Source organism: Bradyrhizobium sp. ERR14, assembly GCF_014198235.1.
Taxonomy (GTDB): Bacteria; Pseudomonadota; Alphaproteobacteria; order Rhizobiales; family Xanthobacteraceae; genus Bradyrhizobium.
In genome coordinates this window covers 1-24,287 of record NZ_JACIHD010000023.1, presented here as the reverse complement: position 1 = coordinate 24,287, position 24,287 = coordinate 1, and the positions used below count along the sequence as shown (strand labels likewise).

Annotated in this window: 17 protein-coding genes; 9 read left to right on the top strand and 8 right to left on the bottom strand. The window is 63.4% G+C overall.

The annotated features are described in order from the left end of the window. Positions 1-92 precede the first annotated feature (92 nt). Positions 93-1,688: an ABC transporter substrate-binding protein gene (locus GGD62_RS34970; RefSeq protein WP_183712911.1), complete on the top strand. Its 1,596-nt coding sequence runs from the start codon at positions 93-95 to the stop codon at positions 1,686-1,688. 322 nt (positions 1,689-2,010) lie between these two features. Here the strand turns inward: GGD62_RS34970 and GGD62_RS34965 are convergent, their stop codons facing one another. Beyond that, entirely contained in the window at positions 2,011-4,242 is a 2,232-nt protein-coding gene (locus GGD62_RS34965; protein WP_183712908.1) for a CHASE2 domain-containing protein, read from the bottom strand. 77 nt (positions 4,243-4,319) lie between these two features. Further along, the gene (locus GGD62_RS34960) at positions 4,320-9,641 is read right to left on the bottom strand and encodes a VCBS domain-containing protein (RefSeq protein WP_183712905.1); all 5,322 of its coding nucleotides are present in this window, start codon (positions 9,639-9,641) and stop codon (positions 4,320-4,322) included. Between the two features lie 621 nt (positions 9,642-10,262). On the opposite strand from GGD62_RS34960, the gene GGD62_RS34955 reads away from it, so the two are divergent. Together GGD62_RS34955 and GGD62_RS34950 are read left to right on the top strand one after the other, a co-directional pair. After that, a complete protein-coding gene (locus tag GGD62_RS34955; protein ID WP_018321351.1) occupies positions 10,263-10,994 on the top strand; it encodes a transglutaminase-like cysteine peptidase in 732 nt (243 codons plus the stop codon). A 168-nt stretch (positions 10,995-11,162) separates the two neighbouring features. Continuing rightward, positions 11,163-12,275: a lysozyme inhibitor LprI family protein gene (locus GGD62_RS34950; RefSeq protein WP_183712903.1), complete on the top strand. Its 1,113-nt coding sequence runs from the start codon at positions 11,163-11,165 to the stop codon at positions 12,273-12,275. A gap of 213 nt (positions 12,276-12,488) precedes the next feature. Here the strand turns inward: GGD62_RS34950 and GGD62_RS34945 are convergent, their stop codons facing one another. The 6 genes from GGD62_RS34945 to GGD62_RS34920 all read right to left on the bottom strand — a co-directional run bounded on the left by GGD62_RS34945 (position 12,489) and on the right by GGD62_RS34920 (position 19,303). Further along, entirely contained in the window at positions 12,489-13,688 is a 1,200-nt protein-coding gene (locus tag GGD62_RS34945; protein WP_018321349.1) for an ABC transporter substrate-binding protein, read from the bottom strand. A gap of 105 nt (positions 13,689-13,793) precedes the next feature. Continuing rightward, positions 13,794-15,632 (bottom strand): long-chain fatty acid--CoA ligase, encoded by a 1,839-nt coding sequence (locus GGD62_RS34940; RefSeq protein WP_183712900.1) that lies wholly within the window; start codon positions 15,630-15,632, stop codon positions 13,794-13,796. 91 nt (positions 15,633-15,723) lie between these two features. After that, positions 15,724-16,512, bottom strand: coding sequence for an ABC transporter ATP-binding protein (locus tag GGD62_RS34935; protein ID WP_018321347.1), 789 nt, complete (start codon positions 16,510-16,512; stop codon positions 15,724-15,726). A gap of 3 nt (positions 16,513-16,515) precedes the next feature. Further along, positions 16,516-17,274 (bottom strand): ABC transporter ATP-binding protein, encoded by a 759-nt coding sequence (locus GGD62_RS34930; RefSeq protein ID WP_018321346.1) that lies wholly within the window; start codon positions 17,272-17,274, stop codon positions 16,516-16,518. Then, complete coding sequence (locus GGD62_RS34925; RefSeq protein ID WP_183712897.1) at positions 17,271-18,422, bottom strand: branched-chain amino acid ABC transporter permease; 1,152 nt, start codon at positions 18,420-18,422, stop codon at positions 17,271-17,273. The genes GGD62_RS34930 and GGD62_RS34925 overlap by 4 nt, the downstream gene beginning before the upstream one ends. Before the next feature lie 5 nt (positions 18,423-18,427). Beyond that, positions 18,428-19,303, bottom strand: a complete 876-nt coding sequence (locus GGD62_RS34920; protein WP_018321344.1) for a branched-chain amino acid ABC transporter permease — start codon at positions 19,301-19,303, stop codon at positions 18,428-18,430. Positions 19,304-19,565: 262 nt separating this feature from the next. Here GGD62_RS34920 and GGD62_RS34915 point away from each other — a divergent pair, with 262 nt between their 5' ends. From GGD62_RS34915 to GGD62_RS34890, 6 genes are all read left to right on the top strand, one after another. Then, positions 19,566-20,315, top strand: a complete 750-nt coding sequence (locus GGD62_RS34915; RefSeq protein WP_026202537.1) for an ABC transporter ATP-binding protein — start codon at positions 19,566-19,568, stop codon at positions 20,313-20,315. Next, positions 20,312-21,847 carry a permease gene (locus tag GGD62_RS34910; RefSeq protein WP_183712894.1) on the top strand — a complete coding sequence of 512 codons (1,536 nt, stop codon included), beginning with the start codon at positions 20,312-20,314 and terminating at the stop codon, positions 21,845-21,847. The genes GGD62_RS34915 and GGD62_RS34910 overlap by 4 nt, the downstream gene beginning before the upstream one ends. Before the next feature lie 75 nt (positions 21,848-21,922). Then, positions 21,923-22,177: an AbrB/MazE/SpoVT family DNA-binding domain-containing protein gene (locus tag GGD62_RS34905; protein WP_183259218.1), complete on the top strand. Its 255-nt coding sequence runs from the start codon at positions 21,923-21,925 to the stop codon at positions 22,175-22,177. Then, complete coding sequence (locus GGD62_RS34900) at positions 22,174-22,578, top strand: type II toxin-antitoxin system VapC family toxin (RefSeq protein ID WP_018321340.1); 405 nt, start codon at positions 22,174-22,176, stop codon at positions 22,576-22,578. Before GGD62_RS34905 ends, GGD62_RS34900 begins: the two co-directional genes overlap by 4 nt. A 59-nt stretch (positions 22,579-22,637) precedes the next feature. After that, positions 22,638-23,450 (top strand): MBL fold metallo-hydrolase, encoded by an 813-nt coding sequence (locus GGD62_RS34895; RefSeq protein WP_183238086.1) that lies wholly within the window; start codon positions 22,638-22,640, stop codon positions 23,448-23,450. A gap of 65 nt (positions 23,451-23,515) precedes the next feature. Next, on the top strand, positions 23,516-24,037 hold the full coding sequence (locus GGD62_RS34890) for a hypothetical protein (RefSeq protein ID WP_179737892.1): 522 nt from the start codon (positions 23,516-23,518) through the stop codon (positions 24,035-24,037). Positions 24,038-24,287 lie beyond the last annotated feature (250 nt).

Genomic DNA, 24,287 nt, shown 5'->3' with positions numbered 1-24,287 from the left:
TTGTAGCCCGCAGGCGGGTGCACGCGCCGCGCTGCCTATTCTGGCATCAAGATTGCAAGTTCGGTCCCGAAATCCCCTGGGAGCTTTGGGCCATGCGTGTTCGTCTATCGATTTGTCTCGCCGTGCTTGCGCTGGCGTTGTCCGCAATCTCGGCGCGCGCCGAAACGGTGGTGCGCTACGGCATCTCGATGGCCGACATTCCGCTCACCACGGGTCAGCCCGATCGCGGCGCCGGCGCCTATCAGTTCACGGCCTACACGATCTACGATCCCTTGGTCGCCTGGGAGATGGATGTCGCCGACCGGCCTGGCAAGCTGGTGCCGGGGCTCGCCACCGAGTGGAAGGTGGATGATGCCGACAAGACCAAATGGCGCTTCACGCTTCGCAAGGGCGTCAAGTTTCACGACGGCAGCGAGTTCAACGCCGACGCCGTGATCTGGAATCTGGACAAGGTGCTCAACGACAAGGCGCCGCAATTCGACAAACGGCAGAGCGCGCAGGTGAAGACCCGCCTTCCCTCCGTTGCGAGCTACGCCAAGGTCGACGATTTCACCGTGGAGATCACCACGAAGACGGTCGACTCCTTCTTCCCCTATCAGATGCTGTGGTTTCTGGTATCGAGCCCTGCGCAGTACGACAAGCTCGGCAAGGATTGGGACAAGTTCGCCAGCCAGCCCTCCGGCACCGGCCCGTTCAAGCTGACCAAGCTGGTGCCGCGCGAGCTCGCAGAACTCAGCAAGAATGTGGACTACTGGAATAAGAAGCGCATCCCGAAGGCCGACAAGATCGTGCTGGTGCCGATGCCGGAAGCACTGACCCGCACCAACGCGCTGCTTGCGGGACAGGTCGATCTGATCGAGACGCCGGCGCCGGATGCCGTGCCGCAACTGAAAGCGGCCGGCATGAAGCTCGTCGACAACGTCACGCCGCATGTCTGGAATTATCATCTCAGCGTGCTGCCGGGCTCGCCCTGGACCGATATCCGCCTGCGCAAGGCGCTGAACCTCGCGATCGACCGTGACGCCGTGGTCGGGCTGATGAATGGCCTTGCCAAGCCTGCCAAGGGCCAGGTCGACCCGTCGAGCCCGTGGTTCGGCAAGCCGGGCTTCGAGCTGAAATACGATCTGGCTGCAGCGAAGAAGCTGGTCGAGGAGGCCGGCTACTCCAAGGCCAAGCCACTGAAGGCCACCTTCATCATCGCGCAAGGAGGTACCGGCCAGATGCTATCGCTGCCGATGAACGAATTCCTGCAGCAGAGTTTTAAAGAGATCGGCATCGACATCGACTTCAAGGTGGTCGAGCTCGAAACGCTCTATACGCACTGGCGCAAGGGCGCGGCCGACGAGATCAACGCCGGCATCACCGCCAACAACATCGCCTACGTCACGTCAGACCCGCTTTACGCTATCGTCCGCTTCTTCCATTCGGGCCAGATCGCGCCTGTCGGCGTCAACTGGGGCGGCTACAAGAATCCGAAGGTGGATGCTCTGATCGACGAGGCCAAGCAGACGTTCGACAGCGCCAAGCAGGACGAGCTGCTGGCGCAGGCACACGCGCTGATCGTGGACGACGCCACGCTGGTCTGGGTCGTGCACGATACCAACCCGCACGCGCTGTCGCCGAAGATCAAGCAGTTCGTGCAGGCCCAGCACTGGTTTCAGGATCTGACGACCATCGGGATGGAGTGAGGGGCCAACGCAGGTGTCGTATGGTGGGCAAAGCGCAAGCGTGCCCACCATTTCTACATTGCCGAGCAAGATCGTGGGCACGGCGCTACCGCGCCTTTGCCCACCCTACGAGAGTTGATATTTGGTGCTCACGCATCAAAACTCAGCTGTCGTCCCGGGCAAGCGCAGCGCAGACCCGGGACCTATAACCACAGGGAGTGGTTTGGCGAAGACTCGGAGTTACCCGCTCGCTGCCGTAACCACTCTCTGTGGTTATGGGTCCCTGCGTTCGCAGGGACGACAGCGAATGTGAGGCGTTAGCCGGGACTACACGCTCGAAACACTACTTCGTCAGCAGCGCATAGGCCCCGGTCCAGCCTTCCGGCGGCGGGTTGAGCTGGAAATCCTTGATCCTCGCCTCGTAGAGCCTGAACAGCTTCTCCAGCGTATCGGCGTCTTCGCTGTGACGGCCGCGTTCGATCGCATCGAGTGCGCCCTGCCAGTCGCGGCCGCGGTAGCAGCCGAGCATCTCGATGGTGATGTTGCGCAGGCGCTGGAAGGCGCCGGAATGCATGACGTCCTCGCGGCCGGCGATGGCGTAGATCACCTCCGGCTCGGTCTTGCCCTTGACCATGATGAAGTCGAGCTCGAGGATCGCGAACCTGTCCTTGGCGGCGAGCGCGGTGCGAGAGCCGACGATGATGGGAAAGCCGTATTCCTTGGTTTGCCCTTCGAGACGCGATGCCAGGTTCACGCTGTCGCCGAGCACCGAGTAGTTCTTCTTCAGGTCGGAGCCCATGTTGCCGACCACGCCGATGCCGGTGTTGAGGCCGATGCCGACATTGAGCGGGATGTAGACGCGGCCGCCCTCGGCGGCTTCCTGCTCGCGCTCCTTGTTGACCGTGTCGATCTGCTCCAGCATCTGGATCGCGGCCTCACAGGCGTTGATCTGGTGCTCGGCATCGTCGAGTGGCGCGTTCCAGAACGCCATGATGGCGTCGCCCATATATTTGTCGATGTAGCCCTTCCGCTCGATGATGACGTCGGTCAGCGGCGTCAGGAAGCGGTTCATCAGCTCGATGAGCCCTTGTGGATCGTGCTTGTAGCTCTCCGAGATCGTCGTGAAGCCGCGCACATCGGAGAACATGATCGTCATCTCGCGCTCCTCGCCGCCGAGCACGAGCTTCTCCGGCGATTGCACGAGTTGCTCGACCAGCACCGGCGACATGTATTGCGCAAATTGCCCGCGAATCTGCACGCGCTGCCGCTGTTCGCGCACGAAGCTCGCAAAGATCAGCGTCAGGTAAACCGCGGTGGTCGACAGCAACGGGTAGGTGAAGTCGATGAGATAGCGGTACTGTGCGTAGAAGAACCAGGATACGCCGACCAGGATCGCAGCGAAGGCCCCACCCGCAAGCACCAGGCGCACAGGTCCGAGATTCGGCGTGAATATGATCACCAGCAGGCCGATGATGAGCGCGGCGAGCAGCTCGACGCCGAGTGCGTAATTTGGCTGCGAGATCGCCGCGCCGCTCAGCACGCTCTCCAGCACCTGGGCGTGGATCTCCACGCCCGGCATGGTCGAGGATACCGGCGTGGTCTTGATGTCGTTGAGCCCGGCCGCGGAGGTCCCGACTAGTACCAGCTTGCCGGCGAATTTGCTCGGCGACGCGCTGTTGTCGAGCACGTCGGCCGCGGAGACGTAGATCGAGGGATCCCGGCGGGCATAGTGCACCCAGAACTGGCCGTTCTTGTCAGTGGGGATCTCGACGCCCTTGAGACGCACGGCCCGCACGCCGGTCTTGTCGGTCCTGACCAGCAGCGTCGGCGTGCCCGTGACGACCCGCAGGATCTCGAGGCTGAGCGAGGGCATGATGTTGCCCTGGGCGCGCATGATCATCGGCACGCGGCGGATGAACCCGTCCCGCTCTTTCCTGATCGAAAACAGGCCGCGGCCGGCAGCAACCCTCTCGATGATCGGCATGTTGCGCAGCAAGCCTGGAAATTCGAACAGGAAGCGTTCGGCGCTCTCCTCGCCCACGGTCGCCACCCCCGTGAGCGGAAGTGATTTATCAAGCTCGGTCAAAACCTCGGGAAGCCCGGTCTCGCCCAGCACCACGCGCGAGCGCTTGATCGCATCGGAGAGAATCTGGTCGTTGCTCGGCAGCTCGCGCAGCTTGGCGCGGGTGGCATCGTCCAGATAGCGCATGTGGCTCGCGACCAGATCCGGGTTGAGCCGGTCGGGTTCCGAGAACACGACGTCGAAGCCGATCGCCACCGCGCCATTGTTGGTGAGGTTCTGGATCAGGTCGGCGATGCGCGTGCGCGGCCACGGCCATTGTCCGAGCCTGGCGAGGCTCTTGTCGTCGATGTCGACGATGGTAACCGGCCGCGCCGTCTTATGGCGAGGATCGATCAGCTGGAACATGTCGAAGGTGCGCAGCCGCAATTCCTGGATCGGCGGCGGGTCCCACAGCCGCGCGCCGGCGAACACGACCAGCAGCGCAAGGCACATCAGCCGCGCAAAGCCGAACTTGCGCGCAAACCACCGTCGCAGGATCTTGAGACGTTTCATGCTGGTGGAATATCACGCTTTGACGACGAGCGGCAGCTCCGACCTGGTGTGCCAACGATCGGCCTCGCCCAGGGGTGTCAGGAATGCACTATGAAGTCGCTCGCCTGAAGACTGACACCCTTGACGAGGATGGTGTTCGCCGCATCGAGCGTGATCAGAGTATCCGTTCCAGACGCAGCCACGTGCTGAGCCATCCAGTCGGACACGCTGGCGGTGGTCACGACGGCCGACAGGTCGATGTGGTCCTGATTGTGCGTGAAATCCAGAATGATGTCGCGATTCGAATTGGCCGCGAACACGAATTGATCCTGATAGCCCGTCCCGAACAACACATCCTTGCTATCTGTGCTGGCGAGGGTCACCGGGCCTTGTTCGGCCAGATTGAAGATCAGGTTGACCGTATCGCTCGCACCGTGGCTGTCCGTGACGGTGATCGCCAGCTTATCCGTAGCAGGCGCACCCTGGCTCGGCTCGGCGTATGTCAGATATTGAAGGGCCGAGTTGACGCTCGCCAAGGTATCGGACGTCGATGCTGGCTCCACATATGTGCCCGAATCCGCCGCCGCAGTGAGTGTGAAGGTTTCATCGGGAGCAGCGTCGGCGTCGGCGACGGTGATGCCATGGACGAACACCATGTCGCCTTCCTGCGTGACGTAAATCTGGTCGACGTCGATCACCGGAGCGTCGCTCTCGTCCGCGCCGGTCACGTCCACGGTGAGCGTGGCCGTGCCGGTTGCACCGTGCACATCCGTGGTCTGGACCGTGAAAATATCCGCGTAGGAGCCGTCGGCCAGCGCGTTGATCGCGGCGGCGTTCGGAACGTAGCTGTAGCTGCCATCGGGATTGACCGTCAGCGTCCCGTAATGTCCGCCAGCTGTCGTCGCCGCGTGGTGATCCGCGTTGATGACGGCATAGGTCAGCGTCGCCGTCTCGCCGGTATCGACATCGTTGCCCGCCAACGTCCCGGTCAGATCGCAGAAGGTGTCGTCGGCCGTCGTATCCTCGAGCGGTCCGATGTGGAGATCGGCCAACGTCGGCGCGTCGTTGCTGCCGGCGATGTTGACGGTAACGACTGCGCTCGTGCCAGCGCCCTCGGCATCCGACGGAACGATCGTGTATTGCAGCGACAGCGTCTGGCCGGCGGCGAGGAAATCGAACGCCTGCCCGTGCGAATTGAAGGTCCAGGTGAACTGCGTATGAGTCGCGGTACCGTCGAGGATATCACCCGAGGGGACAGTGAGATCCGCGAGGAGGTCGGCATTCGACAACCCGCCGACGCTGCCCGTTTGCAGCACGCCGTCGAGCGTAACCTGTACCTCGCTGACCGCCACCGTGACGTGATCGGTCGCATCGACGTCGGAGACCACCAGCACGCCATGCGCGAGCTGGCCGGCATTGGTTTCCACCAAATCGGCAACGGCGCCGCCCGGCCCGGAGGTGCTGCTTGCCCAGTCTGCATCGCCCGCGATGGCGAGGCTCTTGGCGGGGTTGACCGCATTGGAGGCCGTGGTCCCACCGCCGTCGGCGAGCTGGTAATACGCGGCCAGATTGGCCTCGTTGCCGGTGAGCGCGGTGAAGTCGATCGACTGGATCTGAGCTTGCGTCAGCGCGGTGGTCCAGACGCTGACATCGGCGATCGAGCCGGTGAAGCCCTGCGCCCCGAAGCCGGGGGCGTACCTGTCGCTTGCGGCCCCGATCATCATGTAGGACGGATCCTGGCCGCTGCCGACCGCGTTCACGCCTCCACTGTGGGAGTAGACGGCGTTCCCATCGACAAAAAGCGTGAAGGTACCCTGATCGCGCGTCAAGGCGAGGTTATGCCATTGCCCTGCAGTGAGCGCGAAGCCGGTATCCAGGATATCGACGCCTCCCTCGAGAATTTCGATCTCCAGGTTGCCGCTGACGACGGTACCGATAAGACCGAAGCCGGCTGTCGAGGTATTGCCGTTGTAGAACAGGACCTGGCCGTCGGGCGCAGCGGCTCCGTTCCAGTTTACCCAGCCATCCAGCGTAACTCCATCGGACGCGACCGTCGGCACGTCACCGACCGCGATGGTCTGGCCGTCGAAATTCATGTAGTTCGACGTGACATAGGACACCGTCGGCGCATCGTTGGTGCCGGTGATGGTGACGGTCACGTCCTGGCTGATCTTGCCGCCGTGCTTGTCGTCGAACGTGACGGTGTAGACCTGGGTGATGGTCTGCCCTTCCGCCAGCGACTGCAGCACGGGGTCGCTGTTGTCGAGCGTGAAATGCCAGCCCAGTGTCGCGCCGTTGTCGTTGTCGCTGCCGGATTCGGACACCGCATCAATCGTGAAGGTGCCGATATGCGAGCTGGCTCCGAAGCCCGGCAGGTCCGAGCTGACGGACGAAGATTTGAACGACCATGCCGCCGTGTGGGTGTCGATCAGGTCCAGATCCTGGATCGCCAGCGTGCCGTCGGCCGTGAGCGAGGCGCACTCATCCTCGGTCACCGCGCCCGTCGCTGCGGCGGCATCGCTCGTGATCGTCGGTGCATCATTGACGCCCGTGATCGTGACAGTGACGTCTTGGCTGACGGTACCGCCATGATGATCGTCGAACGTAACGGTGTAGATCTGCGTGATGGTCTGGCCCTGCGCCAGCGACTGCAGCATTGCATTGCTGTTGTCGAGGGTGAAGTGCCAACCCAGCGTCGCGCCATTGCTCGTGTCGGTATTGTACTCCAGCACCGACTGATCGATCGTGAACGTGCCGATGTGCGTGCTGTCGGCATCGAAGCCCGGCAGAGCCGAGCTGATGGACGAGGACTTGAACACCGCCTGCGCCGCATGGGTGTCGATCAGATCGAGGTCTTGAATCGCCAGCGTGCCGTCGATCGACAGCGTCGGGCCCGCGTCCTCGACGACATGACCTGTCGCCGCCGCGGCACCGCTGGTGACGGTCGGCGCGTCGTTCTTGCCGGTGATGACGACCGTGACGTCCCGGGTGACGGTCCCACCGTGATGGTCGTCGATCCTGACAGTATAGACCTGCGTGATGGTCTGCCCTTCGGCCAGCGACTGCAGCACCGGGTCGTTGTCGTCGAGCGTGAAGGTCCAGCCCACTGACCCGCGGGAGCTGGCGCCCGGGCTTTCAACGACTGGAGCAAGCGCGAACGTGCCGATATGCGCGGTGCCGTCGCTGAAGCCTGGCAGATGCGCGCTCGAAATCGTCGACTTCAGCGAAAAACTCGCGGTGTGCGTATCCGTGAGATCAGGGTCATTGAATGTGATGGTGCCGTTGGCGGCGAGCGTGGCCGCCGTATCCTCGGTCACCGCACCGGTCGGCGTGGTCAGATCTTCGACGATCGTCGGAACGTCGTTGGTGCCCTCGACATTGACGTCCGCACCGTCGATGGACACGGTAACCGGCGTGCTGACGACACCGCCGTGCCCGTCATCGACCTGCACCACGTAGTTGAGGGTCAGCTTCTCGCCTTTGGCGAGGAAATCGAACAGATGGTCGGGAACGCTGTAGGTCCAGGTGGCCGAACCGTTATTGCTGTTTCCAGCGCCCTGTACCACGGTCAGCGGCACCTCGACGGCGGCGATCGCCGCGAGCTGCTGCGGCGTCAGCGTCGACGTGATGTCGTGGCCTTGCGCATCGAGATATTTGAACGGCTGGGTCGACGAGAGCGCCGCGCTCACGATCGGGCGGTCCGTCAGATCGACGTCGGTGAAGGTGACGGTGCCCGTGATGGTATCCAGAGTCTCGTTGCCGGTCCCGACCTTCTCGATGACGGTTCCGCCCAACGTCGCGACGGTGGGCTTGTCGTTCGTTCCCGTGACCGTGATGGTGATCGGGATGAACTTGGACTCGGGATTGACTGCGAAATTGGTGTCGACGCGGACCATATAGGTCAGCGTCAGCGTTTCGCCGGCCGCGAGGAAGTCGAAGACTTTGTCCGGGATCGTGTACGTCCAGACCGCCGAGCCGTTGTTATTGTTGCCGGCGTCGGGGGCGACGTTGATCTGGATCTGGGTCGCCGCGATGTCCTGCTTCTGGAGCGCCGAGAGCGAGCCGGTGACGTCGTGCTGGCCGGCGTCCTTGTAGACATAGTTCGGCGCTTCGGCGAGGCTGATGCTCACCGTCGGCCGGTCGCCGAGGTTTTGATCGACGAATCTGATCAGGCCGGAAATCGTATCGGAATGCGTGTCGCCGGTGGTGTCGGCACGCTCGGTCAGCGCGAACGCCGACTTCACATTGCCGCCGGCGTCGAAGCTCTGCACAATCGGCTGGCCGGGGATACGCACGATGGGCGGCGTGGACGTGCTGGGCGCCTCCGATCCCTGCGGATTGAGATTGACGAATGTCGCGGTCGCGACGGCGCCGCCCCCCGACTTGAACACCACGTCCAGGCTCATCGGCGTGAGCGTGTCGGTGAAGTTCGTGGTCAGCTTGGTGTTGGTGTTGTTGTCGGTGAACTTCAGCGTGAACACGTCCGTGATCAGCTTCTGAACATCCGGCGACATCAGCGCATTGGAGATCGAGACGTTGCCGCCGCTGATCTGGATCATCTGGCCGGCCTGGTTGACCGTCGCGATCGGCAGCAGCGTGACCTTGTCGAACAGGATGTAGGAGCCCGTCGTGCCGTTCGGTTCGACCAGCACCTGGAAGCTCGCCTGCGGCTGCGGATCGCCGCCACCGGCGGGAACGACGAAGTTGATCTGGGTCAGCACGGCGGTGCCGCGGATGCCCATGGTGGCAACCGGCGTGTCGATCTTCATGTCACCGTGCTTGGCGGTCTCGCCGGCGACGAAGGTGATGGTGCCGGCGACGAGGCTCAGCAGCGAGGAGTTGCTCGACCCGTTGGGGTCGTAGACCATCTCGTTCAACACCATCCGCGCATTCGAGGACAGGCCGAACACGGTGCCGTCGATGAAGGTGATGCCGAGCGTGGAATCCGCGCCGGTCGAGACCACGTCACCCTTCTCGACGTTGTCGCCGTTGTTCAGGATGACCGAGACGCCGTTGCGGATCGCGGTCGCGCTGCCCACGAGCTTGGTGACGTGGCCGATGACCTGGGCCGCGGCAGCGCCGCCGGGGGCGGCTTGAGCGACCTGGACATGGCCCGTGAGCACGTTGACGATTTCGCCGGTGAGATGGGCGCCGTCGGGGGAGGCGAGCGCGGCGCGCTTGTCGCCCCTGAAATAATCGTGAACGACGAACTCGTGCCCCTCGTGGGACAGCACGAGATCGAGACCCGCGCGCTTGAATTCGCCGTTGAAGATCAGGTTGGGGTCGGGAACAACGAACGCGCCCTCGGGCACGTGGCCCTGCGCTTTCGCCGTAAAGGAATCGACATGAGCGCCGCCGGGCGAACGGGAACCCTGGCCGTCCAAAGGAATCGCGGCGTCAAATTGGCCAGCGTAGTTCAACCGGGCACCGTAAAAAGGGTTAAAATTTAAGTAAGTATCGACCGCCTAAGCTTGCATAGCATTAGCAAGTCCTTAGCGATACCATCTATTGCTTGTGTGATTTCGCATCACTTGGCCCCAGGAAACCCCACGTCTTGGCGTCGCTCCAGAGAAGCGAAAGTAACCTTTTAAATATTCGGAAGTCGAATTCGGCCTGTTTCCACGCATTTCCAATCATCCAAAGTAACCTGCCGTATAGTCAAAGAGCAGATACTTGCGTCATCTTACCGTCGCGAGGTCCCGCAGCATCCTGCGGCAAATACGCACTTAAATCTGTGACCTAACTAACAGAACCCCATGAAATAGGGGGTCGTTAGCCATAGGACCCAGATTCGGCACTTCCACAACCTATGTCTGCAATTGGCTCGATTTCGCGGCGAACTGACACCTCCTAGCCGGCGAATCGTAAAATTTTACGCAATTTGGACGAGCCTGTTTCAGCCTGTTCCCCGGATTTGGAACCCCAGCCGGGCGCGTTAAGCAGAACAAAACAGCCCGTCTCGCACTATCTCCGCGAAAGCAACAAAGCCCGGCGCGTTCAGGTCGAGGGGGACTTGGACCGAAGCCGGAAGGGGATGTCAGATGGAGACCGCTGCTCGCTCGCGCGCCTGGCGCGCAATCCTTGTCCTGTGCGGATTGGTCCTGTGTGGGTCGGCCGCCGAGCTTCGCGCCGGCACGCTGCTGTCGCCGGGCGCAGGCCTACTCGTGCGCAAATCCGCCGAGCCGTTCGGCGTGTTCGCCTTCGCCATCTCCGCCGGCAGCCTGCAACAGAAATGGCTCCTGCTGAAGGACAAGCTCGACGGCGACATGGTGCAGCTCGCGCTATGCGACGGTGACCGCGACAATTGCGCTTCGCCGGCGGCCCTGAAGCTGCTCGCCATCGTCGACCAGGCCCGCGCCCGCGACGGCCGCGCCCGGCTCGGCGAGACCAACCGCGCCATCAACCTTGCCATCCGGGCCGCCAATGACGGCATCGACGACGTCTGGAGCTCGCCGCTTGCGACCTTCTCGCGCGGCGCCGGCGACTGCGAGGACTATGCCATCGCCAAGCTCGCCGCGTTGCGGCTGGCGGGCGTGGCCGCCGAGGATCTCCGCATCGTCGTGGTGCGCGACGTCAGGGCCGGCGAGGAGCATGCGGTTGTCGCCGCGCGCCTCGATGGCCGCTGGCTGATGCTCGACAACCGCCGCATGGCGATGGTCGAGGACGACGCTGCGCGGAGCTACCAGCCGCTGTTCGCGCTCCATCGGTCGGCCGTGATGAAATATGTCGACGAACCGATGCAGGTCTCGATGATGGCCGTCGAGGCGCGCTGAGCCATCTTGTAGTCCGGATGGAGCGCAGCGAAATCCGGGGCGCGGTCGCTTATCGCTCGAATCCCGGATTACGCTTCAGCCGGGCTACGAACCTCGGTTCACCAAAAACCCATTCCACGACGCGATCCGGACGGCTAGCATGGCCACGGCTTTGCGGGGGCGACGGGAATGCGGTTCATCGTGCTGACTGTGATTGCGTTGCTGGCGCTCGCCTCACCCGCGTCAGCGCAGTCCGACCGCTCCATCGCCGATCGGCTGCCGCTGTTCGCCAAGAACAACTGCCAGCAGATTCGCGACCCCGGCAATCAATTGTTCTGCGGTGATGCCGCGCTTGCCGCCGCCGCCGAGAAGCTGAACACCGCGATCGAGGCGCGGCTCGCCCGGCTGCCCGATCGCCTTCCCGCGATCGAGGAGAATGCGATCTGGATCCGCCAGCGCAATCTCGGCTGCGGCATCGTCGGCCAGACCGCGATCCGCCCCGACGATTTCGAGCGGGTAAAGGCGTGCCTGCTCAAGGTGACAGAGGAGCGCGCCGCGATCCTGCGCGATCCGGATTTCGACTGCCTCGCTGCCAACACCGCGGCGGGCGCGGTGATCTGTGCGGACCCGTCGCTGGCACTCGCCGAAACGGAGCTCAATGGCCAGGTGCTCGGCCTGATCGGCAAGCTGGACCCGACCGCGGCGCGCTTTGCCTTCGCCGAATATGGCAGGTGGACACGAGAGCGCGATCGCAAATGCAATCTGGTCGGCAAGGAGAACGTGCCGCTCCAGGAGCTCGAATCCGCAGAGGATTGTCTCTCCGACCATCTAAAGCACAAGGCCGACGAGATCCGCACGGCAAAGGGCGACCCCAGAAAGGTGTTCGGCCGGCAGGTCGCGGCCCGCATCCCCGACACCGACGCGGTCGACTTCTGCGCGGCACGGATCCATGCGGCCAATTCGTGCGGCAGCTTCCTCCGCATCAACCGCGTCTACGCGCTCGACAGCCAGGTGACCGAACAGGAGGCGCAGGTCACCGGCGAAATCGAAATGGCGGTGCTGGCGCCCTTCACCATGTGCAGCAAGGTCGCATCCAGCTGCACCGGCACCTGCTGGGACGCTAGGACGGGCCTCCCGCAGCCGAGCGCCGCCAACAAGGAGCGTTCGGCAGAAGCCTTCAACGTGACGCGTCGCCTGAGGATCCAGCGCACTTTTGCGTTCGTCAAAGCCGCCGACGGCTGGCGCTGCCGCGAGGACGAGTTGGCACCGGTGAATTCGGGGACGGCGAGCGGGGGATCTTGAGTTTCGCTCAGCTTGGCGAGCTTCTTCCTTCTCCTCTTGCGGGAGAAAACGCCGAAGCCAAGCTTCGGCTCTGGCGCCGGATGAGGCGTTTTTCCGCTCGCTAGGCTATTCGTGAGGATAGAGACCCCTCACCCGGCTCGCCGCTTTGCGGCGATCCACCCTCTCCCGCAAGGGGAGAGGGTGCACCGTTCGTGTCGCGAGAGCCGCCCTTCATCAAAACATCAGATTGTCCTTCACCAGCACCCAACGGCCGTTCTTCACCTGCTGCACCTGGGTGACGGTGGTGGCGAGATGGTTGGTCTTCGAGAACACGGTCGGCGGCGAATTGAAGATATCCTGGAACTTGTCGCCGGACTCGAGCGCGTCGAGCATCTTCTGGCCAGTGAGATCCTTGCCAGCCTTGTTGGCATAATGCGCGAACGTCATCACCGCATTGTAGCCGATGATCGCCTGCGTGTTGGCGTCGGCGTTGAACATCTTCTTGTAATTGACGAGCCAGTCCTTCACCTTTCCCTTCGCGGTGTCTTCGTAGGGGATTTCGAAGTTCGAAGCGGCATACAAGCCTTCCACCACTTCCTTGCCGAGCGCCGGCACTTCGAGCACGTTGACGGGCGTGGCACCGAGGAAGGTTACCTCCCAGCCGAGCTTCCTGGCCTCGGTCATGGTGCCGATAGGCTCACGGAGGACCGCGCCGAGCACGACGAGGTCGCAGCCGTCGGACTTCATCTTGGCGACCTGCGCCGAGAAGTCGGAGGCGCCGCGCTTGTAGCTCGTGATCGAGGCCGGCTGCACCTTCATGGCGGCGAGCTGCTGGTTGAAGCCATCGAGCACGTTTTTTCCGTACTCGTCGTCCTGATGCATGATGCACGGCTTCTTGAAATTCTTTGCCTCAATCATGTATTTGAGCGCTGCGCGCGTGCTCTCGACGTAGGGCAGGAGGTTGTTGAACTTCAGCCGCTCCTGCGGCTTGGCCGCATCGAACTTGAAGGTGAACTCGGCCGCCGTCAGCGGGAAGAGCTGAAGCACGCCGGCGTCGAGCAGGATATCCTGCGCAGCGAGCACGGTCGGCGATCCCATTGGTCCCACCATCGCGAAAATCTTGTCGCGCTCGATCAGCTTTTGCGAAGCCAGCACAGCTTTCTTCGGATCGTAGCCGCTATCCTCGACGACAAGCTTGATCTTGCGACCCTGGACACCGCCGGCCGCGTTGATCTCCTCGACCGCCATCTTCATGCCGTTGGAGACCGGCACGCCCCAGCCCTTGATCGGGCCCGACAGGTCCTGATGCGTGCCGATGACGATCTCGGATGCCGAGATGCCTTCATTGGTGACCTTGGTTTGAGCGGCGGCCGGCAGACAGGTCAGCGCAAGGGCGCTCACCGCCAGGCCCAGCGCCTTCAGCGATTTCGACATTGCAGTCCTCCTTCGGTGGCCCGTGTTGAGCGAAGGATCGGGCCTCTCAAGCCTTCGCCGTTTTCTCAAATCCATCTCTCTTGAGCATGATCCTCCGGATCTTGCTCAAGCAACCGCGCGCTGGCGATACATCGCCTCGATCTCGGCGGCGTAGCGCTTGTTCACGAAGCCGCGCTTCAGCTTCATGGTCGGCGTCAGCTCCTCGTCCTCCGGTGTGAGCTGGCGTTCGATCAGGTAGAACTTCTTGATGGTCTCGACGCGGGCAAAATTGCCGTTGACCTGCTCGATCTCGCGCCCGATCAGGTCCTGAATCTCGGTCGCCCGGCACAGGCTCGCGTAATTGGTGAAGGGAATGTCGTGGTCCTGGGCGAACTTCTCGACGTTCTCCTGGTCGATCATCACGAGGCAGGTCAAATACGGCCGCTTGTCGCCGATCACGACCGCATCGGAGATGTAGGGCGAGAATTTGAGTTGGTTCTCGATCTCGGACGGCGTGATGTTCTTGCCGCCGGAGGTGATGATGATGTCCTTCATCCGGTCGGTGATGCGGACAAAGCCTTCATTGTCGATGGTGCCGACGTCGCCGGTGTGCAGCCAGCCGCGCTGATCGATGGTCTCGGCGGTCTTCTCCGGCTGGTTGAGGTAGCCCATGAACAGGAAGTCGCCCTTGATCAGGATCTCACCCTCGGGCGACAGCGTGACCTCGCCCCAGGGCACGGCGGTGCCGACCGAACCGAGCTTGATCCGCGTCGCCGGCATCATGGTGGCGACACCGCAATTCTCGGTCTGGCCGTAGAGCTCGTGCATGTCGATGCCGAGCGCGAGATACCAGCGGATCAGCTCCGGCGCGATCGGCGCTGCGCCGGTGAAGGCGACGCGGCAGCGATCGAGCCCGATCATGCGGCGGATATTGCGGAATGCGAGCCGGTAGGCGATCCGGCTTGCGAGGCGCAACGACAGCGGCGGCGACTTGCCTTCGATCCGGTAATCGACCATGCGGTAGCCGATGCCGATGGCGCGGCGATAGACCCATTGCTGCAGCGGGGTCGCATCCTTCAGCGCGATGGTGATGGCGGAGTAGAATTTTTCCCAGATGCGTGGGACCGCGAGGAAGACGGTCGGCTGCACCTCGCGCAAATTGTCCGGCACGGTTTCCGGGCTCTCGGCGAAATTCATCACCGAGCCGAGAGCGACCGAGATGTAGTAGCCGCCGATGCGCTCGGCGACGTGGCACAGCGGCAGGAAGATCAGCCTGTCCTCGTCCTCCTGCGCCGGAATGAAGTCATTGGCGTGACGCATCTGGTGCGTAACGCTGCGGTTGGCGTGCATCGCGCCCTTGGGCGGACCGGTGGTGCCGGACGTATAGACCAGGATCGCGAGATCGCCGGCGCCGCGGCTGTCGATCATCTCCTGCCACAGCGCCTCGCGGCCGACCATGTGATTGCGGCCGAGCGCGCGAAACTCGTCGAGCGACATCACCATGTCGTCGGAGAAGCCGCTGAGGCCCTCCATATCGAACACGATGATCTTCTGCAGGCTCGCGCAGCGCGAGCGGCAGGCGAGGATCTTGTCGAGCTGCTCCTCGTCCTCGGCGAAGATCACTTTGGTCCGGGAATCGTTGATGAGATACTCGACCTGGGACGACGCGTCGGTCGGGTAGATACCCGAAGCGACGCCGCCGGCGCACAGGATGCCCATGTCGGCATGGACCCATTCCGGCACGGCGTTGGCGATGATGGAGGCGACGTCGCCGGGCATGAAGCCGGAGGCGTGAAGCGCGTAGGCGATCTCTTTCGATATCGCCAGCCATTCGCGCCAGCTGGTCGGCTGCCAGATGCCGAATTTCTTCTCGCGGATGGCCGGCCGATCGCCCCGCGTCTCCGCAGCGCGCAAGAAGCTCTTCGCGATCGTATCAGCGACCGTCAGCACCGCCGGTCGGGCCATGCACGTCTCCTCCTTGTCGCCTGCCTCCGCTGCCTGCCTTGCCGGCGGTCTTGATTGCGGATGGCAAGCTCATCTTACTGCCAGCTCTTCCTCACCGCCACGTCTTCTTCTTTTTCCAGCGCCGCTCGCCTCGCGCACCCGCTTCCTTGGCGCCAAGGTAGAACTCCTGGATGTCCTGGGAATGCATCAAGCGGTCGCAGGTGTCGTTCATCACGATACGGCCGATCTCCAGCACATAGCCGTAATGCGCCGTCTCGAGCGCCACCTTGGCATTCTGCTCGACCAGCAGGATCGACATGCCCTGCTCCTCATTGACGCGGCGGATGATGGTGAAGATCTCCTTCACCAGCAGCGGCGACAGGCCGAGCGAGGGCTCGTCGAGCAGCAGCAGCGTCGGCCGGTTCATCAAGGCGCGGCCGATCGCCAGCATCTGCTGCTCGCCGCCCGAGAGCTGGCCGGCCGGCTGGTTGATGCGCTCCTTCAGCCGCGGAAAGTAACCATAGACGCGATCGAGATCCTCCGCGACGCCGGCGCGGTCCTTGCGCGGATAGGCCCCCATCATCAGGTTCTCGCGCACGGACAGGAACGGAAACACCTCGCGTCCCTCCGGCACATGGCTGAGGCCGAGCCGCACGATCCGGTCGGCCTCCATGCGCTGGATCGGCTTGCCCAGGAATTCGATCGAGCCCTTCTGCGGGTCGAGAATGCCCGAGATGGTCTTCAGTACCGTGGTCTTGCCGGCGCCGTTGGCCCCCAGCAGGGTGACGATGCGGCCGCGCGGCACTTCCAGCGAGATGCCGCGGATCGCCATGATCGGCCCGTAATAGCTCTCGATGTTGGAGAGTTTTAAGATGATCTCGGGCGTGACAGCGGCAACCATGCGTCAAGCTCCCAGATACGCAGCGACGACGTCGGGATGCTGCTGGACTTCGGCGGGCGACCCCATCGCCAGCACCCTTCCGTAATTCAATGCGATGACGCGATCGGAGACGCGGTTGACCAGCGACATGTCGTGCTCGACCATCAATACGGTGACGCCGAGCTCGCTCTTCATGTCGCGGATCCAGAACGACATGTCGTCGGTTTCCTCGACATTGAGGCCGGACGATGGCTCATCGAGCAGGATCAGCTTCGGCTCCGAGCACAGCGCGCGCGCCAGCTCGATCACCTTGCGCACGCCGTAAGGCAGGCCGGAGATCAGCTTGTCGCGATAGGGTTCGAGGTCGAGGAATTCGATGACCTGCTCGACCCTGCGGCGATGGACCTTCTCGTTGGCGCGCACGCTCGGCAGGAACAAGAGCTCCTGCCAGAGCTGCGTGGTCGAATGCCGATGGCGGCCGACCAGCAGGTTGGACAGCACGGTCGCATTCTCGAACAGCTCGATGTTCTGGAAGGTGCGGGCGATGCCGAGCTTGGCGATGTCGTAGGGCGGCTCTTCGGTGATATCCTGATCCTCGAAGAAGATGCGGCCCGAGGTCGGCCGGTAGATCCGCGAGATCAGGTTGAAGATCGAGCTTTTGCCCGCACCGTTCGGTCCGATGATCGAGAGGATCTCGCCCTTCTCGACCGCGAAGGACACCGCATCGACGGCCTTGAGGCCCCCGAAATGCAGCGACAGATTCTCGGCGCGGAAATAGCTCATCGATTCCGCTCCGACTTCACGTAGATCTTCTGCCGCTTGAAGGTGGCGCGCTTGTAGAGCGGGAACAGCTGGAAGAAGAGTTTTATCTTCAGCCAGCGGCCGTAGAGACCGAGCGGCTCGAACAACACGAACAGCACGATGATGATGCCGTAGATCGCGCCTTTCAGGCCGTTGAGCGAGGCAAAGGCCGCGACCTTCGACTGGATGTTGCCGGCGGTGGCCGGGCCGGCGCCGAACGTCGCCGCAATGCCCGCGATCAGGCCGGGCATGTCGTCCTTGAGATAGGTCAGGAACGGATCGATCATCACGATGAAGATCGCGCCGAGCACCGCGCCGTGCAGGCTGAAGGTGCCGCCGATCAGGATTACGATGATGAACTCGATCGAGAGCTGGAGCGTGAACATCTCCGGCGAGATGAAGGAAAGCTTGTGGGCGAACAGCACGCCGGCAAAGCCGGTGATTGCCGCCGAGATCGCAAAGGACTTCACCTTGTAGAGCGCGACGTTGACGCCCATGCTGCGCGCCGCCGTCTCGCTGTCGCGGATCGCGACGAAGGCGCGTCCCGTCGGCGAACGCAGCAGGTTGAGCGTGCCGACGATGGTCAGCACCAGCACTGAGAGGCAGAGGAAATAGAAGGTGGGGCTGTCGCGCGGGACGGTGACGCCGAGCAGCGACAGCGTCTTCACCCGCATACCCTCGTTGCCGTGGGTGACGCTTTCCCAGCGCGCCAGGATCTCCTCGACGATCAGGGCAAAGGAGATGGTGGCGATGACGAGATAGATGCCGGTCAGGCGCAGCGCGGGAAAACCGACCAGCGCGCCGATGATGCCGGTCAAACCTCCGGCGGCGAGGAAGTAGATTGGGAACGGCACGTTGTACTTCTGCAAATATGCCGCCGTGTAGGCCCCGATGGCGAGGAATGCAGCGTGGCCGAGCGAGGCCTGGCCGGTAAAGCCGGTCAGGATCAGCAGCGCGACGCCGACGATCGCATAGATGCAGACGAAGACGAGCTGGCTCATCAAATAGCTGGAGAGCACATAGGGCGCGATCAGCAGCAGTGCGAGCAGGATGCCGTACGAGACCAGATAGCCCGAATGCGGGAACAGCTTGATGTCGTCCTCATAGTCGGTCTTGAACAGGAAGCGCATGGCGTTCAGACCTTTTTGCGGACGTGGTGGCCGAACAGGCCTTCGGGCTTCAAGAGCAGCACCGCGAGCAGCACGAGATACGGCGCGACATCCTTCCAGCCTTCGGGCAGGTAGAAGCCGGCCATGCTCTCGATCACGCCGATCAGGACGCCGCCGACCACGGCGCCCGGGATCGAGCCGAAGCCGCCGAGAACCGCGGCGGGAAATGCCTTGAGGCCAAGCACGAGGCCGACATTGGAATGGATGAAGGTGATCGGCGCCAGCAGCACGCCGGCGCAGGTCGCCACCGCCGCGCTGATCGCCCAGACGATCGACACCACGCGCTTGACCGGGATGCCCATGTAGTAGGCCGCGAGCATGTTCTCGGAACTGGCGCGCATCGCAGTGCCGAGCGTGGTCTTGTTGAAGAACAGATAGAGCAGCGTGCACAGGATCATCGTCGCCGCGATCACCGACAGCTTGTCGTAGGCGAGCACCAGCGAGCCGATGCGGAGCACGCCCTGGCTGAACGGGGTCTCGATCTTCAGATCATCGGTGCCCCAGATCATGCCGGCAACCGAGCGCAGGAAATAGCCGAGGCCGATGGTGGCCATGATGATGGAGAATTGCGGATAGCCGAGGATCGGCCGCACCACGACGCGCTCTGCCAGCATGCCGAACAGCGCCATCGCGGCCACCGCACCGGCAAAGCCGATCCAGTAGTTCAGGCCCATCATGCCGATGAAGGTGAAGGCGAAGAAGCCGCCGAGCATCATCAGATCGCCCTGGGCGAAATTGACGACCTCGGTGGCCTTGTAGACGAGCACGAAGCCGAGCGCGATCAGGCCGTAGACGCAGCCGAGCGCAACACCGCTGACCAGCTGCTGAACGAAATCCAGCATTGACGCGCGTCCTCCCGATACAGCCGGCGGCTCTTCCCGACCGCCTTGCCGCATCTTGTGTCCAGTCGCTACGCAGTCGTTTCGCTGCGTTAGCGCCATTTGTCCGGAACCAATTCAGCCTGAACCGCTCCTTACTGTCAACAAACGGTGACTTGCCATTAGTCGAAACGGGATGGCGGAATTTGTGGGCCGTAGATTCACGGTGCCGAAACATCTTGGGATCATGGTCGCGAGCGATGCAAAACCGGATAGTGTGGGCGTCATGAAGCGGGACAAGTCGGCGCTGGAAGTCCTGGGGTTAACGAAGCGTTTTGACCGTCTGGCGGTCGACAGCCTCGATCTCACCATCCACGCCGGCGAATTCTATGCGCTGGTCGGCCCCAACGGCGCCGGCAAGACCACCACTTTGCGCATGGTCGCGGGCCTGCTGCGGCCCGATGCCGGCGCGGTCTCGATCTTCGGCATCGATGCGCTCGAAAATCCCGTCGCCGCCAAGCAGGTGATGGCGTGGGTCTCCGACGAGCCGATGATCTACGACAAGCTGACCCCGCTCGAATATCTCGAATTCGTCGCCGGCCTCTGGGGTATCGCGCCGTCGGTCTCGGAGCCGGTCGCGCAGGACCTGCTCGGCTCGCTCGGCCTGGAGCCGCACCGACACGAGCGCTGCGAAGGCTTTTCCAAGGGCATGCGCCAGAAGGTCGCGCTCGCCGGCGCGCTGGTGCACGATCCCCGCCTCATCATTCTCGACGAACCGCTGACGGGGCTCGATGCCGTCTCCGCCCGCCACGTGAAGGGCCTGCTCAGCGAACGTGTCCGCGCCGGCTGCACCGTCATCATGACCACGCATATTCTCGAAGTCGCCGAGCGCATGGCCGACCGCATCGGCGTGATCGCCTCGGGCCGCCTGGTGGCCGAGGGCACGCTGACCGAGCTGCGCCAGCAGAACGGCCATGCCGATACCAGCCTTGAGGATCTCTTCATCGCGCTGGTGACGCTTCCGGAAGCCGCATGAGCTCGGCCACCGCGCTCTCCTGGTTCGCACGCCACGAGCTCCGGCTCGCCTGGCGCGAATGGTTCGCCATGATGACCGGCGGACGGCGCAAGCGGGCGCGCGCCGCCGTCATCGGCCTCGTCTGCTTCGCCGCGCTGCTGCACCTGCCGGCCTGGGCGGTGATCGGCCGTTTCGCCGATCTGCAGCTGCCGCTCGATAAATCCTCGCTGATCGTGATCTCGGCGACGATCTTTCTCGCCTGGACCTTGATGCTGTCGCAGGCGATCGAATCGGTGACGCGGGTGTTCTACGCCCGCGCCGATCTCGACCTGATCATGTCCTCGCCGGCGACGCTCGCCAACCTGTTCTCAGTCCGCATCGCCGCGATCGCGCTGACCGTCACCGCGATCGCGCTGCTGTTCTCGACGCCCTTCATCGACGTGCTCGTGATCGGCGGCGGGGCGCGCTGGCTCAGCGCATTCGGGGTGGTCGTCGCCATGGGCCTGTCGGCCGCGGCGGTCGCGATCGCCGTCACCATCCTGCTGTTTCGGCTGATCGGCCCGGCGCGGACGCGCCTGATCGCCCAGATCGTCGCCGCGATCATCGGCGCCGGCTTCGTGATCGCGCTCCAGGTCGCCGCGATCATGTCCTACGGCACGCTGTCGCGCTTCACCATCCTGACCTCAGGCAGCGTGGCCGCCCATGCCCCCGATGTCGAGAGCATCTGGTGGTGGCCGGCGCGGGCGGCGATGGGCGACAGCGAAGCGCTGCTGCCGCTCCTGGCGCTCGCTTTGGTGCTGCTCGGAAGCGTCATGGCGATCTTCTCGCATCGCTTTGCCGACACGGCGATCGATGCCGCCGCTTACGGCACCTCCGGCAACAGGCGCGCGAAGGAGCGCCCGTTCCGCGCCGGGTCGCGGCAGCAGGCGCTGCGGCGCAAGGAGTTCTCGCTGCTCTGGCGCGATCCCTGGCTGATCTCGCAGACCCTGATGCAGCTGCTCTATCTGGTGCCGCCGGCGCTGCTGCTCTGGCGCAATTTTGCCGACAGCTCCGCGGCGCTGACGCTGATCACGCCAGTCGTCGTGATGGCGGCCGGACAGCTTGCCGGCGGACTGGCCTGGCTGACCATCTCGGGCGAGGACGCCCCCGACCTGGTGGCGACTGCGCCGCTGACGCCATCCGCCGTCATCCGCGCCAAGATCGAGGTGGTGCTGATCGCGATCGCCGTCATCTTCTGCCCGCTGATTGCCGCACTGGCCTTCGCCGCACCGATCCAGGCAGCAGTGAGTGCCGGCGCGATCATCCTCAGCGCGGCCTCCGCGACCGCGATCCAGCTCTGGTTCCGGGTGCAGGCCCGGCGCAGCCAATTCCGCCGCCGCCAGACCTCGTCGCGGCTCGCGACCTTCGCGGAGGCGTTCTCCTCGATTGGCTGGGCCGCAACCGCGGCATTGCTGCTTGCACTCCCCATCGCCGGCCTCATTAGTGGCCTGACCACCGCCAGCCTCGTTGCGATCACCTGGAAGTTCAGCCCAAGGCGGGACAAGAAGGCGTGAGAGGCGCCTTGCCTGCCTCACTTGAAAGTAAGGCTAAATTACCTTACCTATCGGCTATCAAGACTTGAGGATCCCATGGGCACGCTTACTGTCACGGCAAAGGGGCAGGTTACGCTGCGGAAGGATCTCCTGGAGCACCTCGGTGTGCATCCCGGCGACAAGATCTCGATAGAGAAGCTTCCTGGAGGGCGGGTTGAGGTGAAGGCAGCTCGGCCCGTCGGAAAGATTTCGGACGCCTTCGGTTTCCTGAGAGGAAAAACGAACGGTCGATCATTGTCGATCGAGGAGATGAACGAAATCATCGCTGACGGCTGGACCGGCAAGCGATGAAGATAACGCCCGACACCAACGTGTTGGTGCGCGTTCTGGTCGGGGATGACGCCGAACAGAGCAAGGTGGCCGAAGCCCTTCTCAAGAAGGCAGACCTAATAGCCATCTCGATTCCCGCACTGTGCGAACTGGCCTGGGTTCTCTCTCGAGGCTACAAAACTTCGGCTGAGAATATCTCGGCTTCGATCCGGCATTTGATCAATGCCTCCAATGCGGTCGTCGATCGGCCGGCAGCCGAGGCTGGATTGTCGTTCCTCGATGCCGGGGGCGATTTCGCCGATGGCGTCATCGCCCATGAAGGCAATTGGCTTGGAGCCGACACTTTCGTGTCCTTCGACAGGAAAGCCGTGAAACTGATCGAGGCAAGCGGCGGATTGGCGCGGCTGGCCGGCACCACATGACGCGAGGATAATTCGTCGATACACTCAGCAGATCGTCGATGAGCGGCGGACGGTTCTGCATGTTTCGACCATTGCTGACGGCTCTTGCGTTTCTCAGTTGGCTGGCCGCCCCTGCCCTCGCCCAGCAGCCACAGCGCAGCGAATGCCTGGCGATGGCCAACGCGGCCCCGCGTATCCTGCCGGTGGCGTTCCGGCCGGCGGCCGGCACAGGCGGGGTCGAGATCACCTATGCCGGCCATTCCACCTATTTCATCGACACGCCCGGCGGCCTGCGCATCGCGACCGATTATAGCGGCGCCTATCAGGTCGGACGACTGCCCGACGTCGTGACTATGAACCGGGCCCACAGCACGCACTACTCGCTGTTTCCCGATAAGCGCATTCCTCACGTGCTGCATGGTTGGGGCGAGGACGGCAAGCCGGCGATCGTGTCGGAGCGCATCAGTGACGCCTTCATCCGCAATGTCACGACCGACATCCGCCGCTATTTCGGCGATGATGCCGGCGCCGACATGATCCGCGACGGCAATTCGATCTTCATCTTCGAGGTCGCGGGGCTCTGCATCGGCCATCTCGGCCATCTCCATCACAAGCTCGACGACAGCCATTTCGCCCAGATCGGACGGCTCGATATCGTGATGGTGCCGATCGACGGCACTTACACCATGTCGCTCGAAGGGATTTCTGACATCACCAGGCGCCTGCGCGCCTCCGTCGTGCTGCCGATGCATCGCTTCGCCACCCCGCTCGACGATTTCATGCGCCGGATCGGCCAGCAGTTCGAGATCGACCGGCGCTCCGAGCGGTCGTTCCGCATGTCGCGGGATGCGCTGCCGTCGAAGCCGACGGTGATCATCCTCGACGGGGTCTGACGCGCAATTTTCTCCAAGCCGGCGATCGGCCGGTCGTGCTGATCTGTCTGAAACAGGAGATCGACATGACCGACTTTGCCAGACTCTTGCACGCGGATGGACCGAACCCCGAGCACGCGGCGGCGCTGCAGCTCTATGGCCGCTTCGTCGGGGATTGGGTTGCCGAGATCACCGCCCATGGGCCCGGCGCAGCGGAACACACGGCAGCCGGCGAGATCCATTTTGGCTGGGTGCTGGAGGGCCGCGCCGTCCAGGACGTCTGGATCATCCCGCGCCCCGCAGGCAGCCCCGACTTTCCGATCGCGGGCAATTGGTACGGCACGACGCTGCGCGTCTACGATCCGACCATCGCTGCGTGGCGGATTTCCTGGTTCGATCCCGGACGCAGCGTCTTCCGGCAGCAGATCGGCCGGCCGCGCGGCGCCGACATCGTGCAGGAAGGCACAACGGAGGCCGGCGAGCTGACGCGCTGGAGCTTTACGGAAATCACCGACGATTCCTTCCACTGGCTCGGCGAGGCCAAGCCGGCCGATGCAAGTGATTGGCGGCTAATGGTCGATGTGAAGGCGAAGCGGCGCAGGGCTTAGGCCGATTGGATTTTGATTGAAACGATCCGGCGGCAAACTCGCTGCAACCTCTCCCGCTTGCGGGGGAGGTCGGCGCGTAGCGCGGGTGGGGGCTTTCTCCGCATCTGGAATGTCCCATTGCGGAAGCACCCCCACCCCAGCCCTCCCCCGCAAGCGCAGGGCTATCGCATATGGCTGAGGGTGGCCAAGAGGAATGCGTTGTCCCAGCCAGCGCGCTTGATTTTACGCCGGAGGGAAGCGCGATCCGGGT